The organism is Mesorhizobium sp. WSM4849 (genome assembly GCF_055811385.1).
This window is the reverse complement of sequence record NZ_JBVVPW010000006.1, coordinates 51912-66287: the sequence shown is the minus strand read 5'-3', so window position 1 is coordinate 66287 and position 14376 is coordinate 51912. Positions and strand designations below refer to the sequence as shown.

14 protein-coding genes, 1 tRNA gene and 1 pseudogene are annotated in these 14376 nt (G+C 61.9%); 11 read left to right on the top strand and 5 right to left on the bottom strand.

The features are described 5' to 3' along the window. Positions 1-16: 16 nt before the first annotated feature. The 3 genes from cmk to aroA form a co-directional block, all read right to left on the bottom strand. Positions 17-661, bottom strand: coding sequence for a (d)CMP kinase (gene cmk, locus AC0L3L_RS08110; RefSeq protein WP_473637193.1), 645 nt, complete (start codon positions 659-661; stop codon positions 17-19). Beyond that, positions 658-1254: a hypothetical protein gene (locus tag AC0L3L_RS08105; protein ID WP_473637192.1), complete on the bottom strand. Its 597-nt coding sequence runs from the start codon at positions 1252-1254 to the stop codon at positions 658-660. Before AC0L3L_RS08105 ends, cmk begins: the two co-directional genes overlap by 4 nt. 89 nt (positions 1255-1343) lie before the next feature. After that, entirely contained in the window at positions 1344-2702 is a 1359-nt protein-coding gene (gene aroA, locus AC0L3L_RS08100; RefSeq protein WP_473637191.1) for a 3-phosphoshikimate 1-carboxyvinyltransferase, read from the bottom strand. Between the two features lie 195 nt (positions 2703-2897). Here aroA and AC0L3L_RS08095 point away from each other — a divergent pair, with 195 nt between their 5' ends. Both AC0L3L_RS08095 and AC0L3L_RS08090 read left to right on the top strand, forming a co-directional pair. Then, positions 2898-3287: a TIGR02300 family protein gene (locus AC0L3L_RS08095; RefSeq protein WP_473484239.1), complete on the top strand. Its 390-nt coding sequence runs from the start codon at positions 2898-2900 to the stop codon at positions 3285-3287. A gap of 171 nt (positions 3288-3458) precedes the next feature. Further along, positions 3459-3534 (top strand) — tRNA-Ala (locus AC0L3L_RS08090). 233 nt (positions 3535-3767) lie between these two features. Here the strand turns inward: AC0L3L_RS08090 and AC0L3L_RS08085 are convergent. After that, entirely contained in the window at positions 3768-4049 is a 282-nt protein-coding gene (locus AC0L3L_RS08085) for a GYD domain-containing protein (protein ID WP_473637190.1), read from the bottom strand. A 145-nt stretch (positions 4050-4194) separates the two neighbouring features. Then, complete coding sequence (locus tag AC0L3L_RS08080; RefSeq protein ID WP_473637189.1) at positions 4195-4920, bottom strand: NnrU family protein; 726 nt, start codon at positions 4918-4920, stop codon at positions 4195-4197. Positions 4921-5658: 738 nt separating this feature from the next. On the opposite strand from AC0L3L_RS08080, the gene AC0L3L_RS08075 reads away from it, so the two are divergent. The 9 genes and pseudogenes from AC0L3L_RS08075 to AC0L3L_RS08035 form a co-directional block, all read left to right on the top strand. After that, positions 5659-5943: a hypothetical protein gene (locus AC0L3L_RS08075; protein WP_473637188.1), complete on the top strand. Its 285-nt coding sequence runs from the start codon at positions 5659-5661 to the stop codon at positions 5941-5943. Positions 5944-6132: 189 nt separating this feature from the next. After that, positions 6133-6732 carry an ANTAR domain-containing response regulator gene (locus AC0L3L_RS08070; protein ID WP_473637187.1) on the top strand — a complete coding sequence of 200 codons (600 nt, stop codon included), beginning with the start codon at positions 6133-6135 and terminating at the stop codon, positions 6730-6732. A 2-nt stretch (positions 6733-6734) separates the two neighbouring features. Then, positions 6735-7973: a CmpA/NrtA family ABC transporter substrate-binding protein gene (locus tag AC0L3L_RS08065; RefSeq protein WP_473637186.1), complete on the top strand. Its 1239-nt coding sequence runs from the start codon at positions 6735-6737 to the stop codon at positions 7971-7973. 354 nt (positions 7974-8327) lie between these two features. Then, positions 8328-9644, top strand: coding sequence for a CmpA/NrtA family ABC transporter substrate-binding protein (locus AC0L3L_RS08060; RefSeq protein ID WP_473637185.1), 1317 nt, complete (start codon positions 8328-8330; stop codon positions 9642-9644). 66 nt (positions 9645-9710) lie between these two features. Continuing rightward, complete coding sequence (gene ntrB, locus AC0L3L_RS08055; protein ID WP_473637184.1) at positions 9711-10607, top strand: nitrate ABC transporter permease; 897 nt, start codon at positions 9711-9713, stop codon at positions 10605-10607. An 11-nt stretch (positions 10608-10618) separates the two neighbouring features. Beyond that, the gene (locus AC0L3L_RS08050; protein WP_292206307.1) at positions 10619-11416 is read left to right on the top strand and encodes an ABC transporter ATP-binding protein; all 798 of its coding nucleotides are present in this window, start codon (positions 10619-10621) and stop codon (positions 11414-11416) included. A 4-nt stretch (positions 11417-11420) separates the two neighbouring features. Beyond that, positions 11421-13871, top strand: coding sequence for a nitrite reductase large subunit NirB (gene nirB, locus AC0L3L_RS08045; RefSeq protein ID WP_473637183.1), 2451 nt, complete (start codon positions 11421-11423; stop codon positions 13869-13871). Positions 13872-13876: 5 nt separating this feature from the next. Further along, positions 13877-14206, top strand: a complete 330-nt coding sequence (nirD, locus tag AC0L3L_RS08040) for a nitrite reductase small subunit NirD (protein ID WP_473544951.1) — start codon at positions 13877-13879, stop codon at positions 14204-14206. Positions 14207-14208: 2 nt separating this feature from the next. Beyond that, positions 14209-14295: pseudogene (locus AC0L3L_RS08035) on the top strand (hypothetical protein); the annotation flags it as partial. Positions 14296-14376: the final 81 nt, after the last annotated feature.

Below are 14376 nucleotides of genomic sequence, written 5' to 3'. Positions count from 1 at the left end.
GGGAGGAAACCCCGGCTCAGGCTTTGTTTCTCTTGGCCAGAACGTCGTCGATGATCGCCTTGGCCGTAAGAAACGCGGCTTCTATAGCCATTTCCGACGTGTCGAGCAAGTGCGCATCGGCGGCCGGCTTCAAGGGCGAGGAGGCTCTGCCCATGTCGCGCTCATCGCGGCGCAGGATATCGGCCAGGATTTCGTCGAAACCGGCGGTGCCGCCGATGCTCTCGATCTCGGCCAGCCTGCGTTGTGCCCGCACCTCGGCGCTCGCCGTCACATAGAGCTTAATGTCGGCGTCGGGACAGACGACGGTGCCGATATCGCGGCCGTCGAGAACCGCGCCGGGCGGCGCCTTGGCGAATTCACGCTGCTTTTCGACCAGTATGCGCCGCACCGACGGGATAACAGCCACTTTCGAAGCCGCCTCGCCGACCGCATGCGCCGACAGCACCGACCGGTCGAGCTTGGCCAGATCGACCTGCCGCGCCGCGGTTTCCGCCGCCGAGACATTGTCGAGCGGCAGGCCGAGCCGAAGCAGCGCATGGGCGACCGCGCGATAGGTGAGGCCGGTGTCGAGCAGGTTCAGGCGGTAATGGTCAGCCAGCCGCCGCGCCAGCGTGCCTTTGCCGGCGCCGGCGGGTCCGTCGATGGCGATGGTGAAGGTCAAGGGCGTAGCTTTCGGACACGATAAAATAGGTAGGATAGGAGGCCAAAGAAGGCGAATGCATAGCCGCTGGCCAGCGGACTTATCTCCTGCCCGCCAAGACCCAGATGAAATATGCCGTCTACCAAGGCTACCGCGCCAGCTCCGGTAAACAATATCGACATCACAAGACAAAAATTACCGGAGCGAGCAGAAACCTTCTTTGCGATCTCAATAGCTATCCCATCGATCGAGGCTTTTGGAAAAACGAACTCATTGGAAGACAGTTGGCTAGTAGAAAGAATAGCTCCAGTCTGTGCTCTCAACTTGCGATGCATGTGATGGTTCAAGGCAATCCATATCGCTGCAGCAAGGAGAACCCAGATACTATCCATCCGGTCGGAAAGCCAAAGCACGATGAACACGAGCATGGGAATGAGAGTGAACAAAACAAACGCCCATTCGCGATTTTGGATCTCGATGAGGCTGGTAAGTTCATTGGCATTGACGATCCGGGTTTTGGCGGACCTGTCCAAGCGGAACAGAAAAGTACCGTCTGCTTGCCTTTGCCAATGAGAGCCCCTGGCCCCCGGCCTCTGAAAATCAGGACTTGCCATCCACTCGCCCCCCCCTGCGCGGTTGCTTACAAAGAAATCGAAAGTCGCTCACAAGACCGCTGGCGCGGCTAGTCCTGCTCGCAGTACCGCTACTCGATCTTCGCGCCCAGCCCCTTCATCAGGCCCATGAATTCAGGAAAACTCGTCGCGATCATCGCCTGGTCGTCGATGGTCACCGGCTTTTCCGTTGCCAGTCCCATGACCAGAAAGCTCATGGCAATGCGGTGGTCGAGATGAGTCTGGACGATTGTGCTCTGTCCATTGGGGTGTTGACCGAGCCCCTTGCCGCCCGGTTTCCCACGCACCGCCAGTGAGGCTTCGCCTTCGGTGCAGTCGACGCCGTTGACCTTCAGCCCGTTCGCGACTGCCGACAGCCGGTCGGATTCCTTCACCCGCAACTCCTCTAGCCCCTGCATCAGCGTCTCGCCCTCGGCGAAGCTGGCGGCGACGGCAAGCACTGGATACTCGTCGATCATCGTCGGCGCCCGCTCGGGCGGCACGGTGACGCCCTTCAACTCGGAATAGCGCACGCGCAGATCGGCGACATCCTCGCCGCCTTCATTGCGCGGGTCGACTATGTCGATCCGGGCGCCCATTTCCTGCAGCGTCAAAAGAAGACCGGTGCGGGTCGGGTTCATCAGCACGTTTTCGATTGTAATGTCCGAGCCCGGCACGATGAGTGCGGCCACCAGCGGGAAGCCGGCCGAGGACGGGTCGCCCGGCACAGCGATCGTCTGGCCGGTGAGCTTGCCCTGGCCCTCGATGAAGATGTGACGCACGCCGCGCTCGTCGGTCTCGACCGACAGATTGGCGCCGAATCCCTTCAGCATCTTTTCGGTGTGGTCGCGCGTCATCACCGGCTCGATGACGGTGGTGACGCCGGGCGTGTTCAGCCCGGCGAGCAGCACCGCCGACTTCACCTGCGCCGAGGCCATCGGCACGCGGTAGGTGATGGGCGCGGCGTGCTTGGGCCCGTGCAGCGTGATCGGCATGCGGTCGCCGGGCGTCGCCTTCAGCACCTGCACGCCCATCTGGCGCAAAGGTTCGAGCACGCGGCCCATCGGCCGGCCGGCCAGCGAAGCGTCGCCGATGAAGGTCGTCTCCATGTCGTAGGTGCCGACCAGGCCCATGGTCAGGCGCGAGCCGGTGCCGGCATTGCCGAAATCGAGCGGGGCTTCCGGCTGCAGCAGCGCGCCGTTGCCGGTGCCGCGGATCACCCACTCGGCGCCGCGCTTCTCGATATGCGCGCCCATCGCCTTCATCGCGGCGCCGGTGCGCATCACGTCCTCGCCTTCCAGCAGGCCAGTGATGCGGGTCTCGCCGGAGGCGAGGCCGCCGAACATGAACGAGCGATGCGAGATCGACTTGTCGCCAGGCACCCGCGCCGCGCCTGAAAGCGCTGACGATTTGCGAGCGGTGGCCGGTTTCGGGGCGGCAGTATGCGACATGGCTTTTCCCTGGCTGAAAACGCCGGTGGCCGGCCTTTTTCTTTTGGTTTGGGCGGTCTCGTATCACGGCGGACGGAAATGGTCATCCCCTTGCAGGAGGTCGCTCAACGCGGCGATTTATGAGGCTGGCTTTAGGCTTTGACAGCGCCGCAAACTGTGGTTATGGGGACCAAACTTTCATCGACGAGGCTTGCTGTGGCAAAACCCGAACTTGGCACCAAACGCATCGACCCCGAAACGGGTCAAAAATTCTACGACCTGAACAAGGATCCGATCGTCTCGCCCTATACCGGCAAGAGCTATCCACGTTCCTATTTCGAGGAAGGCAAGATCACCGCCCTCGAGGAGGAAGAGGAAGTTGCCGAGAAGGAAGTGGACGCCGAGGAGGAAGAGGGCGTCGAAGTCGTCTCGCTCGAAGAGGCGGACGAGGATGCGAAACCCGACGATCTTCCCGATCTCGGCGATGACGAGGACGATGTGGACCTCGGTGACGACGATGACGATACTTTCCTCGCCGACGAAGAGGAAGAAGACGACGATGTCGCCGACATGATCGGCGTCGGCGACGACGACGACGAAGTCTGATCCGGCCTCTGACGCAAGCACCTGCCGACTTTCGCGGCGTCTTAATAAAAAGCGGCTCTTGAAGGCTTGATATTGACGTAAGGCGGGGTTAGAAGCCGCTGCACTAACGGCGCGGTCTCAACCCGCGCCGGATCTCTTCGCCGGCAACGGCGCCGGTTGACTGCCGGGAGTGGGGCCATAGCTCAGTTGGGAGAGCGCTTGAATGGCATTCAAGAGGTCGTCGGTTCGATTCCGATTGGCTCCACCAAAATTTCTCTAGTGTTTTCAGATAATTAGCAGTCAGCCCTTTGGGGGTCTCTTGCCCCGGAAGCTTTCGGGGCACCGCCAGGGCACCGCCAGACGCATTTTGGGGCTCGAAAAATAATTTTCGCTCTCGTTTCCACTACGCCTCGCGCTCGTCGCGAAGAAGAGGGCGGAGCCGGGACGAACTGGCAGCGGAGGTTCGCTCCGCTGCCAGAGATGTTTCAACCAGTGGTCTGCTTATTTTGCCGGGGATTTGTAGGAAGATACGATTTTGCCCGCCTTCTCTTGAGCAGCCTTGAATTCCGCGCCCGAGTATGCCCGCACGGTTTTGACATTCGATACTGCTCCCGATGCGCCGACGACGAGAAGTGCGGGGATCAGGTCAGCACCGTCGGCGAATTCCGCGATTACCATCCAGTCGGTTTCGCCGGTCGTGACGTAGAAAGAATGCATTCTCCCGCCTGCTGCTTCCATTATGCCACGAGCCGCCGCTTCTCTGTCCGACGGCTTGTCAATCATTCCTTTCGCTGACGTGGCTGAATAGCACCCTGTGATTATGAACAATGGCATAGGACATTCTCCTCCATAATCGGGCAGATCGGGGTGATCTGCCGAAGACACAATATCTCAAATCTTGGCGTTTGCCGCGAGATATAAGGCGGCGCTAGGAGCGCAATTCTGGGTTCCCCGGTCTTTCCCCCAGCCGACGCAATGAACGCGCCCTACGAACGGGCGGCGGGGTTTTCCTGCGGATTCTCATCTGGTGGGAATCGGTAGCAGTGGATGCCCGTCTGCCGCATGCAAACTTCCGAAGTTGGCGCTCCGTAAGCGCCGCATTCAAGCGAAGGGCGAGACCCCGAAACAGCCAGCCGTGCAGCCAGAGCCCGAACAGCACGAAAGCCACCAAGCCGATGCCCGCAGCGATCAGGTCGCTACGCGGCTGCACGACCGCCGGTACCGGGTCGCCGCGTGGATAGACGGCAATCAGATCGACAATCGCGTAAACCAGGAACGCACCGAAAACCAGCAGCGAGGCAAGGTCGCCATTAGCCAGGAGATGGCCGATGGCCCAAAGGATGATGCCCACCAGCATCGGATGTTTCAGGCGGTGCTTGATCGAACCCGCAGGTAGGTAAGCGGCCGCCAGCAAGACGAATGCGGCGAGCACCAACACCGATGCGACGTGGCGGCCCCAAGCGGGCGCCTGGTAGATCTCAAGCGCATCGGGCCGATAGAGATTCCAACCCCATATGATCAGCGCGAGGCCGACAACCGATACGAGCGAATAGATGCCTTTCCAGCGCCGCTCGTTTGTCGCGATCTGCGCATCACGAAAGTCGCCGGCGGCGATCCGGATCGAATGGATACCGAAGAAAATCACGAGTCCCAAAACCAGTATCAGCATAACACCTACGAGAGGCTGGTCCTATCGGCGGCAAGGAAGGCTTGTTTGCTCTCACTCATTACGGGGCTTGCTATGCCATCCCGCGCGGCAAACGCATCCTGCGAGCGAGATGGTCATAGTAATATATATCGCGAACCTGCAAGCTTGGAACGGCGCGCCCATCTGTTTCCCGTCTGTTTTCAGACGCGCGGCCTAGCTCGCTATAGGTTCGCAGACGGGTCCATATAACCGCCCGAGTAGTTTCTCCCGCTGTTTTCAGCGAACAGTAACCGACCGTTCCGATAGACTTTCGGCAGATTTGCCGGAAAGTCAGCCAGGCCGCAAAAAATTTCCTATGAGCGCCCTAGAGCGGACACTCAAAAGGTTCAAAAGGTCACCTGCCTGCGAAGTCTATGCAGGGCACAGAATCGATTAACCGGAAAATCGTTAATTAAATCGGCCTAAGCCATTGTCCTCTATAGGGGCTTTTGAACTAACTCCCCCTCGCGAGCATGCGCGTACCGGTCCCGAAATTACCCTCCCCAATAGTGGGTAATGGCCGCGATTACCACGCTATAGCAACGGGCCGTTCTGATAGTGGTGCAGCGGCGAATTTTTGCATAGGCCCCCTATGGAGAACACTCAAAAGGTTCAAAAGGTTCAACCGCCGCCGCAGAACTGGGGTCTTGCCGTAACCTGCCGGCTGCGCAATTGTCACCCCTGCCTGCTGGGGAGGGTTGGGATTTGTCTGAAGACGATAAGAAGCCACATATCCGACTGGCCGTCGAAAACGACAAGAAGACGGTCGACAAGGCCTGGGCAAAGCAAGATATCGAATGGCCTCTACGACAGCTTGCTGCCAATATAATGCGCGTGTCTCGGGGCGCCGGAGAACCATACAGCATCATCATGCAATGCGTAGAGGTCGCGTTAATTGGCCGAACTGCGCTCGCAAGGGCTGCTGCCCCAGCAATGCCAAACGTTCCTGTCAAAATGATCGCCGATCCTTGGAAACCTCCAATCTTCTAGCCAGCGAGACAAGGTTCGCAAACTCAAGAGATAGCGCGGTCGATACAAAAGCAAAGTAGTCCCTATGAATGGTATTTAAAGAAGCTTGACGGGTCGGCTCCGCAAACATGTGGTAGCCCCCGAAGCGATAACTGCGTCAATTCTCACCATGCCGCATTGCACAATCGCGCGGCGTGCGCAAAATGCGGCATGATCCGGAAATCCCTCACCGTCCTGGTGATCGACGAAAACCACATCCGCGCCTCCATCATTGAGGCGGGATTGCGGGAGGCCGGGCATCAGCAGGTCACGGTCGTTCACGATGTTGCCGGAATAGCGCGGCGGATCGCCGAGATCGAACCGGACGTGATCGTCATCGACCTCGAAAATCCCAACCGCGACATGCTTGAAAACATGTTCCAGCTTTCGCGCGTGGTGAAGCGGCCGATCGCCATGTTCGTGGACCGGTCCGACCAGGCTTCGATCGAGGCTGCGGTGGAAGCGGGGGTCTCCGCCTACGTCGTCGACGGGCTGCGCCAGGAGCGCGTCAAGCCGATCCTCGACATGGCGATCAGCCGCTTCAACGCCTTTTCGCGGATGGCGCGCGAACTGGAAGAGGCCCGCAGTGAATTGGAGGACCGCAAGGTCATCGACCGCGCCAAGGGCATCCTTATGAGGTCGCGCGGCCTGTCGGAGGACGCCGCTTATACCCTTCTGCGCAAGACCGCCATGAACCAGAACCGCAAGATCAGCGAAATCGCGCAGAGCCTGGTGACGGCGGCAGGCCTTCTGGATCCCGGAGAGAGTTGAGCATGGCGGCCGAACACCAGATCAATGCCGGTTTCATACCGCTCTTCGACAGCGCGGTTCTTGTCGCAGCGAGGGAGATCGGCTTTGCCGCGCGCGAAGGCGTCGACCTGACGCTCAGTCGCGAAACGTCCTGGGCCAACATCCGCGATCGTATTGCGATCGGACATTTCGACCTGGCGCATATGCTGGGACCGATGCCGATCGCCTGCAATCTGGGGCTCACCCCACTCGCCTCCGATACGATCGTGCCGTTGTCGCTTGGGCTGGGCGGCAACTGCGTAACGGTTTCGAACACGCTCTGGACGGGCATGGCCGCGCACGGCGCGTTGCCCGATCTCGATCCGGCGCGAGCCGGCAAGGCCCTGGGAGCGCTGATCCGTGAACGGGCAAATGCCGGTCGCGAGCCGATGCGCTTTGCGGTCGTGCATCCGCACTCGGGGCATAATTACGAACTGCGCTACTGGCTCGCGGCCTGCGGCATCGATCCGTCGCGCGAAATAGAAATCGTCATCGTGCCGCCGCCCTTCATGGCCGACGCACTCGCCGCCGGCAGGATCGACGGCTACTGCGTCGGCGAACCCTGGAACAGCGCCTCGGTAGTCGCCGGCACCGGCCATATCGCCACGGTCAAGGCCGCTATCTGGAAGACCAGCCCCGAGAAAGTCGTCGGCGTGCGCAAGGCCTGGGCCGAAAAACACCCGGAGGCCCTTTCGGCCCTGCTGCGTGCGCTGCATCATGCTGCGCGCTGGTGCCAGGATCCGGCAAACCGCGGTGAACTGGCCGCCCTGATGGCGCAGCCTTCCTTCCTCAGCGTTTCGCCGGCGCTGCTGATGCCAATCCTGACCGGACATCTTGCGCTGGGCGGGGTCGCGGAATTGAGCGTCGAGGACTTCTTTCTTCCTTTCGGCAAGGCGGCGAATTTTCCGTGGAAGAGCCATGCGCTGTGGTTCTACACGCAGATGGTCCGTTGGGGGCAGGTCAAGCACAGCGATGCCCACATGGCGCTCGCGCGCGACACCTACCGGCCCGACCTCTATCGCGCAGCGCTGAAGCCGCTCGGCGTCGCCCTGCCGGGAGCCAATGCCAAGGTCGAGGGGGCCCTGACCGCTGCCACGCCGGTCGGCTCGGCGGGCGCCAGCCTCGTCCTTGGTCCGGATGGTTTCTTCGACGGCCGCATCTTCGATCCGGACAGGATCGACGACTATCTCGCCATCCGCGACTGGGCAATGCCGACGGGTTGAGCATTCCTTGCGCACTATCGTGCACTGCACAATTTTTGTGCCGCTGCACAATGAACGTGACTGTCGCATGAGCATCGACAATCCGGCGCTCCAGCCTTTACGCCCGCTCTCTCGATTGTTTTCATTGCTGAATCTACCGTTTCTTCAAACTGGCACGGTTCCTGCATAGTAATCTGTGGGCCTTCAGGGCCATTGAATACGGCGTCCAATGGCGGGCGCCACAGGCAAAGCTGCCGCTCAGGTCAACACGCGATCCGGATCAACGGATGCGGCGGCCTGGCCGGCGGCTTTTTTGTTTTGGTCGAACACGCAATCGACGGCGCAGATCCCAAGCCGCGCCCAACGGAGATGACGATGACGAAACGCATCAAAACCCAATCCGCCCTCACGGGCGTAACCCGCCGCGATTTCCTGATGATGAGCGCGGCCACCGCGGCAACGCTGGCGGCCGCACGCGCGCTGTTGCCGTCCGGCGCCTATGCGGCAACGGCGGCGCCGGAAGTCACTGGCGCCAAGCTCGGCTTCATCGCGCTGACCGATGCAGCGCCGCTGATGATCGCCAAGGAGAAGGGCCTGTTCGAAAAATTCGGCATGCCCGATGTCGAGGTGCTCAAGCAGGCCTCCTGGGGCGCGACACGCGACAATCTGATGCTCGGCGGCGAAGCCAACGGCATCGACGGCGCCCATATCCTGACGCCGATGCCTTACCTGATGCACACCGGCAAGGTGACGCAGAACAATCAGCCGATGCCGATGGCGATCGTGGCGCGGCTCAACTACGACTGCCAGGCGATTTCCGTCGCGCAGGAATATGCCGGCACCGGCGTCGGCCTCGATGCCTCCAAGCTGAAGGACGCCTTTGCGGCCAAGAAAGCCGAAGGCAAGGAGGTGAAAGCCGCCATGACCTTCCCGGGCGGCACCCATGATCTCTGGTTGCGCTACTGGCTGGCTGCCGGCGGCATCGATCCCGACAAGGATGTCTCGACCATCGTTGTGCCGCCGCCGCAGATGGTCGCCAACATGAAGGTCGGCAATATGGACGTGTTCTGCGTCGGCGAGCCATGGAACGAGCAGCTCGTCCATCAGGGCGTCGGCTTCACCGCCGCCACGACGGGCGAGTTGTGGAAAGGCCATCCGGAAAAGGCGCTCGGCCTGCGCGCCGCCTTCATCGACAAGAACCCGAACGCCACCAAGGCGATCCTGATGGCCGTCATGGAAGCCCAGCAATGGTGCGAAGCCATGGAGAACAAGGACGAGATGGCGGCCATCATCGGCAAGCGGCAATGGATGAACGTGCCGACCGCCGACATCATCGGTCGCCTTAAGGGCGACATCAATTACGGCAATGACCGCGTCGCCACCGGCACCGACCTCTACATGAAGTTCTGGAAGGGCGGTGTGTCCTATCCGTTCAAGAGCCACGACAGCTGGTTCCTCGCCGAAAACATCCGCTGGGGCAAATTCGCGGCGACCACCGACATCAAGGCGCTGGTCGGTCAGGTCAACCGGGAAGATCTGTGGCGCGAGGCGGCGAAGGATCTCGGCGTCGCTGCGGCCGACATCCCGGCGTCTTCATCGCGCGGTGTCGAGACCTTCTTCGACGGCAAGATATTCGATCCGGCCGATCCGTCCGCCTATCTCGACAGCCTGAAGATCAAGGCATCGGCCTGACGTTGACGGCAAGCGGCGCTGCTTGCGCCGCGGGTCACTCCAAGTGCTCAAGGAGCTTTTTGCGAAATGTCTATCCAAGCCATCGAGGACACCAAGGTGAAGGCGTTCCCCACGCCTGCCAAGCCCGCAGAGGTCATAGCTTTCACTGCCAAGGTGAGGCGCCGCTTCGATCCCGGCGCGATCGCCGGCAAACTGGCGAGCACGCTGGTACCGCCGGCAATCGTCATCGTCGTCATGCTCGTCATCTGGCAGATCGCCTGCTCGTCGCCCAACGCCAGCTTGCCGCCACCTAGCCAGGTATGGAACGAGGCCTACGATCTGATCGCCCATCCGTTCTTCGACTATGGTCCGCAGGATATCGGACTGGCCTGGCGGGTGCTGATCTCGCTGCAGCGCGTCGCCATCGGCTTCGGCCTGGCTGCAATCGTCGGCGTCGCGCTCGGCGCTCTGGTCGGCCAGTCGATCTGGGCGATGCGCGGCCTCGACCCTGTGTTCCAGATCCTGCGCACCGTGCCGCCGCTCGCCTGGCTGCCGCTGTCGCTGGCCGCTTTCCGCGATTCCAGCCCGTCGGCGATCTTCGTCATCTTCATCACCTCGATCTGGCCGGTGATCATCAACACCGCCGTCGGCGTCCGCAACATTCCAGAGGACTATCGCAACGTCTCCCGCATCCTCAGGCTCAACCAGCTCGAATTCTTCGTGAAGATCATGGTGCCGGCCGCGGCACCTTACATCTTCACCGGCCTGCGCATCGGCATCGGCCTGTCCTGGCTCGCCATCGTCGCCGCCGAAATGCTGACAGGTGGCGTCGGCATCGGCTTCTTCATCTGGGATGCCTGGAACTCGTCGCGGCTGCCCGACATCATCGTTGCGCTCGCCTATATCGGCGTCACCGGCTTTTGCCTCGATCGCCTGGTCGCGGCGGTCGGCGCCTTCGTCACCCGCGGCACAACGGCAAAGTGAGGAGAGGCGTTATGACGGCCTACCTGAAGCTCGACCATATCGACAAGTCCTTCGCCCGCGGCGGCCAGGTCAGCGAGGTGCTGAAGGACATCCGGCTGACGATCGACAAGGGCGAATTCGTCTCGATCATCGGCCATTCCGGCTGCGGCAAGTCGACCTTGCTCAACCTGATCGCCGGGCTGACGAAAGTGACCGCCGGCGCGGTCCTGCTCGAAGACAAGGAGGTCGACAGCCCTGGTCCTGAACGCGCCGTGGTGTTCCAGAACCACAGCCTGCTGCCATGGCTCACCGTCTACGAAAACATCAACCTCGCGGTGTCTAAGGTCTTCGGCCGCACCAGGAGCCGGGCCGAACGGCACGACTGGATCATGCGCAATCTCGACCTCGTGCAGATGGCACATGCCAGGGACAAGCGGCCCGCTGAGATATCAGGCGGCATGAAGCAGCGCGTCGGCATCGCCCGCGCGCTGGCCATGGAACCGAAGATCCTGCTGCTCGACGAACCGTTCGGTGCGCTCGACGCGCTGACCCGCGCGCATCTGCAGGACGCTGTGATGGATATCCATTCGAGGCTTGGCTCGACGACGATCATGATCACCCACGACGTCGACGAGGCGGTGCTGTTGTCCGATCGCATCGTCATGATGACCAACGGTCCGGCGGCGACCATCGGCGAGGTGCTTCCCGTGCCGCTGGCCCGACCACGCCGGCGCATCGAGCTGTCCTCCGACCGGACCTTCCTGCGCTGCCGCGAGGCGGTGCTGAAGTTCCTCTACGAACGCCACCGCTTCGTCGAAGCCGCGGAGTAGCTCAGTGACCGAAAAACTCGTCATCATCGGCAACGGCATGGCGCCCGGGCGGATGCTGGAGCACCTATTCGAACAGGCGCCCGGTCGCTACCGGGTCACCATCTTCAACGCCGAGCCGCGGGTCAATTACGACCGCATCATGCTGTCGCCGGTTCTGTCCGGCGAGAAGGCCTTTGAGGAAATCATCATCCATGGCGACGGCTGGTACATCGCCAACGGCATCACCCTCTACAAGGGCCACAAGATCGTCGCTATCGACCGGACGGCAAAGACCGTTACTTCCGACCACGGTGTCACTGAGCCCTATGACAAGCTCGTCATCGCCACCGGCTCGGTGCCGTTCATCATTCCGGTGCCCGGCCACGATCTGCCGGGCGTGCTCACCTATCGCGATCTTGACGACGTTCAGGCTATGCTGCTTGCCGCCCAGTCGCGGGCCAAGGCCGTGGTCATCGGCGGCGGTCTGCTCGGGCTGGAAGCGGCAGCGGGCTTGAACTCGCAAGGCATGGACGTCACCGTGCTGCATGTCATGCCGACGCTGATGGAGCGTCAGCTCGATCCGGCCGCCGGCTATCTCTTGCAGCGCGCCGTCGAGCAGCGCGGCATCAAGGTCATCACCAAGGCCAACACCCAGGCGATCACAGGCAAGGGCAAGGTCGAGCAGGTGGAACTCGCCGACGGAACCATCATCCCGGCGACGCTCGTCGTCATGGCGGTGGGCATCAGGCCGAATGCGGCGCTGGCGAAGGAAGCCGGCATTGCCGTCAACCGCGGCATCGTCGTCGACGCCGGCATGCGCAGCAACGATCCTGACATCTATGCGCTCGGCGAATGCGCGGAGGTCAACGGACAGGTCTACGGGCTGGTCGCGCCGCTCTACGAGATGGCGCGCGTCGCAGCCAGCCAGCTTGCCGGCAACGAGGCGGCGGCTTTCGTCCATATGGATACGCCGACCAAGCTCAAGGTCACCGGTATCGAACTGTTCTCGCTCGGCGACTTCGCCGAGGGCGAGGACCGCCAGGAGATCGTGCTGCGCGATGCCGCCGCCGGCGTCTACAAGCGGTTGGTGCTTAGGGATGACCGCATCATCGGCACCGTGCTCTACGGCGAGACGGCGGACGGCGCCTGGTTCAACGACCTCAAAAAGAAGCAGACCGACATATCGCAAATGCGCGACACGCTTATCTTCGGCCAGTCATACCAGGGAGGCGCCTCCCTGGACCCTATGGCGGCCGTTGCAGCCTTGCCGGATGATGCGGAAATCTGCGGCTGCAACGGCGTTTGCAAGGGAAAGATATCAGGCGCAATCACAGCCAAGGGCCTGACCTCGCTCGACGACGTGCGTGCCCACACCAAGGCGTCCGCTTCCTGCGGCTCCTGCACCGGCCTGGTCGAAAAGCTGATGGTGCTGACCATCGGCGACAAATACAATCCGGCGGCAGTGCAACCGATGTGCGGCTGCACCACGCTCGGCCATGACGAGGTTCGCCGGCTGATCAAGGCCAAGGGCCTGAAAACCATTCCCGCCGTCATGCAGGAACTGGAATGGACGACCTCCTGCGGCTGCGCCAAATGCCGGCCGGCGCTCAACTATTATCTCGTCTGCGACTGGCCGGACGAGTATGCCGACGACTACCAGTCGCGTTTCATCAACGAGCGCGTCCACGCCAACATTCAGAAGGACGGTACCTATTCGGTGGTGCCGCGCATGTGGGGCGGCGTCACCAATGCCGCCGAACTGCGCGCCATCGCCGATGTCGTCGACAAATTCGAGATCCCGATGGTCAAGGTCACCGGCGGCCAGCGCATCGACATGCTCGGTATCCGCAAGGAAGACCTGCCGGCGGTGTGGGCCGAACTCGGTCAGGCCGGCTTCGTCTCCGGCCATGCCTATGCCAAAGGCCTACGCACCGTGAAGACCTGCGTCGGTTCAGACTGGTGCCGCTTCGGCACGCAGGATTCGACGGGGTTCGGGGTCCGCATCGAGAAATTTATGTGGGGCTCGTGGACGCCCGCCAAGGTCAAGATGGCGGTGTCGGGCTGCCCTAGGAACTGTGCTGAAGCAACCTGCAAGGATGTCGGCGTGATCTGCGTCGATTCAGGCTACGAGATCCATTTCGCCGGGGCCGCCGGCCTCGACATCAAGGGCACCGAGGTGCTCGGCCTGGTCAAAACCGAGGACGAGGCGCTGGAACATATCGTGGCGCTGACGCAGATGTATCGCGAACAGGGCCGTTATCTCGAGCGCATCTACAAATGGGCCAAGCGCATCGGAATCGCCGAGATCAAGCGCCAGATCATGGACGATGGCGAGAAACGCAGGACCTATTTCGACCGCTTCGTCTTTTCGCAGAAATTCGCGCAGGTCGACCCTTGGTCGGAACGCGTTTCCGGCAAAGACAAGCACGAGTTCCGGCCGATGGCTTCGGTCGGTTTCGCGCAGGCGGCGGAGTGACCGTGATGAACTGGGTATCTATCGGCTCGATCTCAGACATTCCACGCCGTGGCGCGCGCTGCGTCGCCACGCCGCAAGGCAAGGTCGCCGTCTTCCGCACGGCGGAGGACCAGGTCTTCGCCATCGAAGATCATTGCCCGCACAAGGGCGGGCCGCTCAGCCAGGGGATCGTCCATGGTGCAGCGGTGACCTGTCCCTTGCATAATTGGGTGATTTCGCTAGAGACCGGCAAAGCGCTCGGCGCCGACGAAGGCGCGGTGCGCACCATTCCGGTGCGGATCGAGGGCGAGCGTCTGTTTATTGCGCTGGAAGCGCTGGCCAGCCGCGCGGCCTGAATATGAAGATCGGCGAAGCACGCGAGGTGAGGACCACCTGCCCCTATTGCGGGGTGGGCTGCGGCGTGCTGGCGAAGGTCGCCGCCGGCGGGGGGGGTAACCGGCGCCGGGCGGCCCCCCCAACCGCGCGGTTTGGGCGGGGGGGTTTGAAAGGGGGGGGGCGGGGCCCG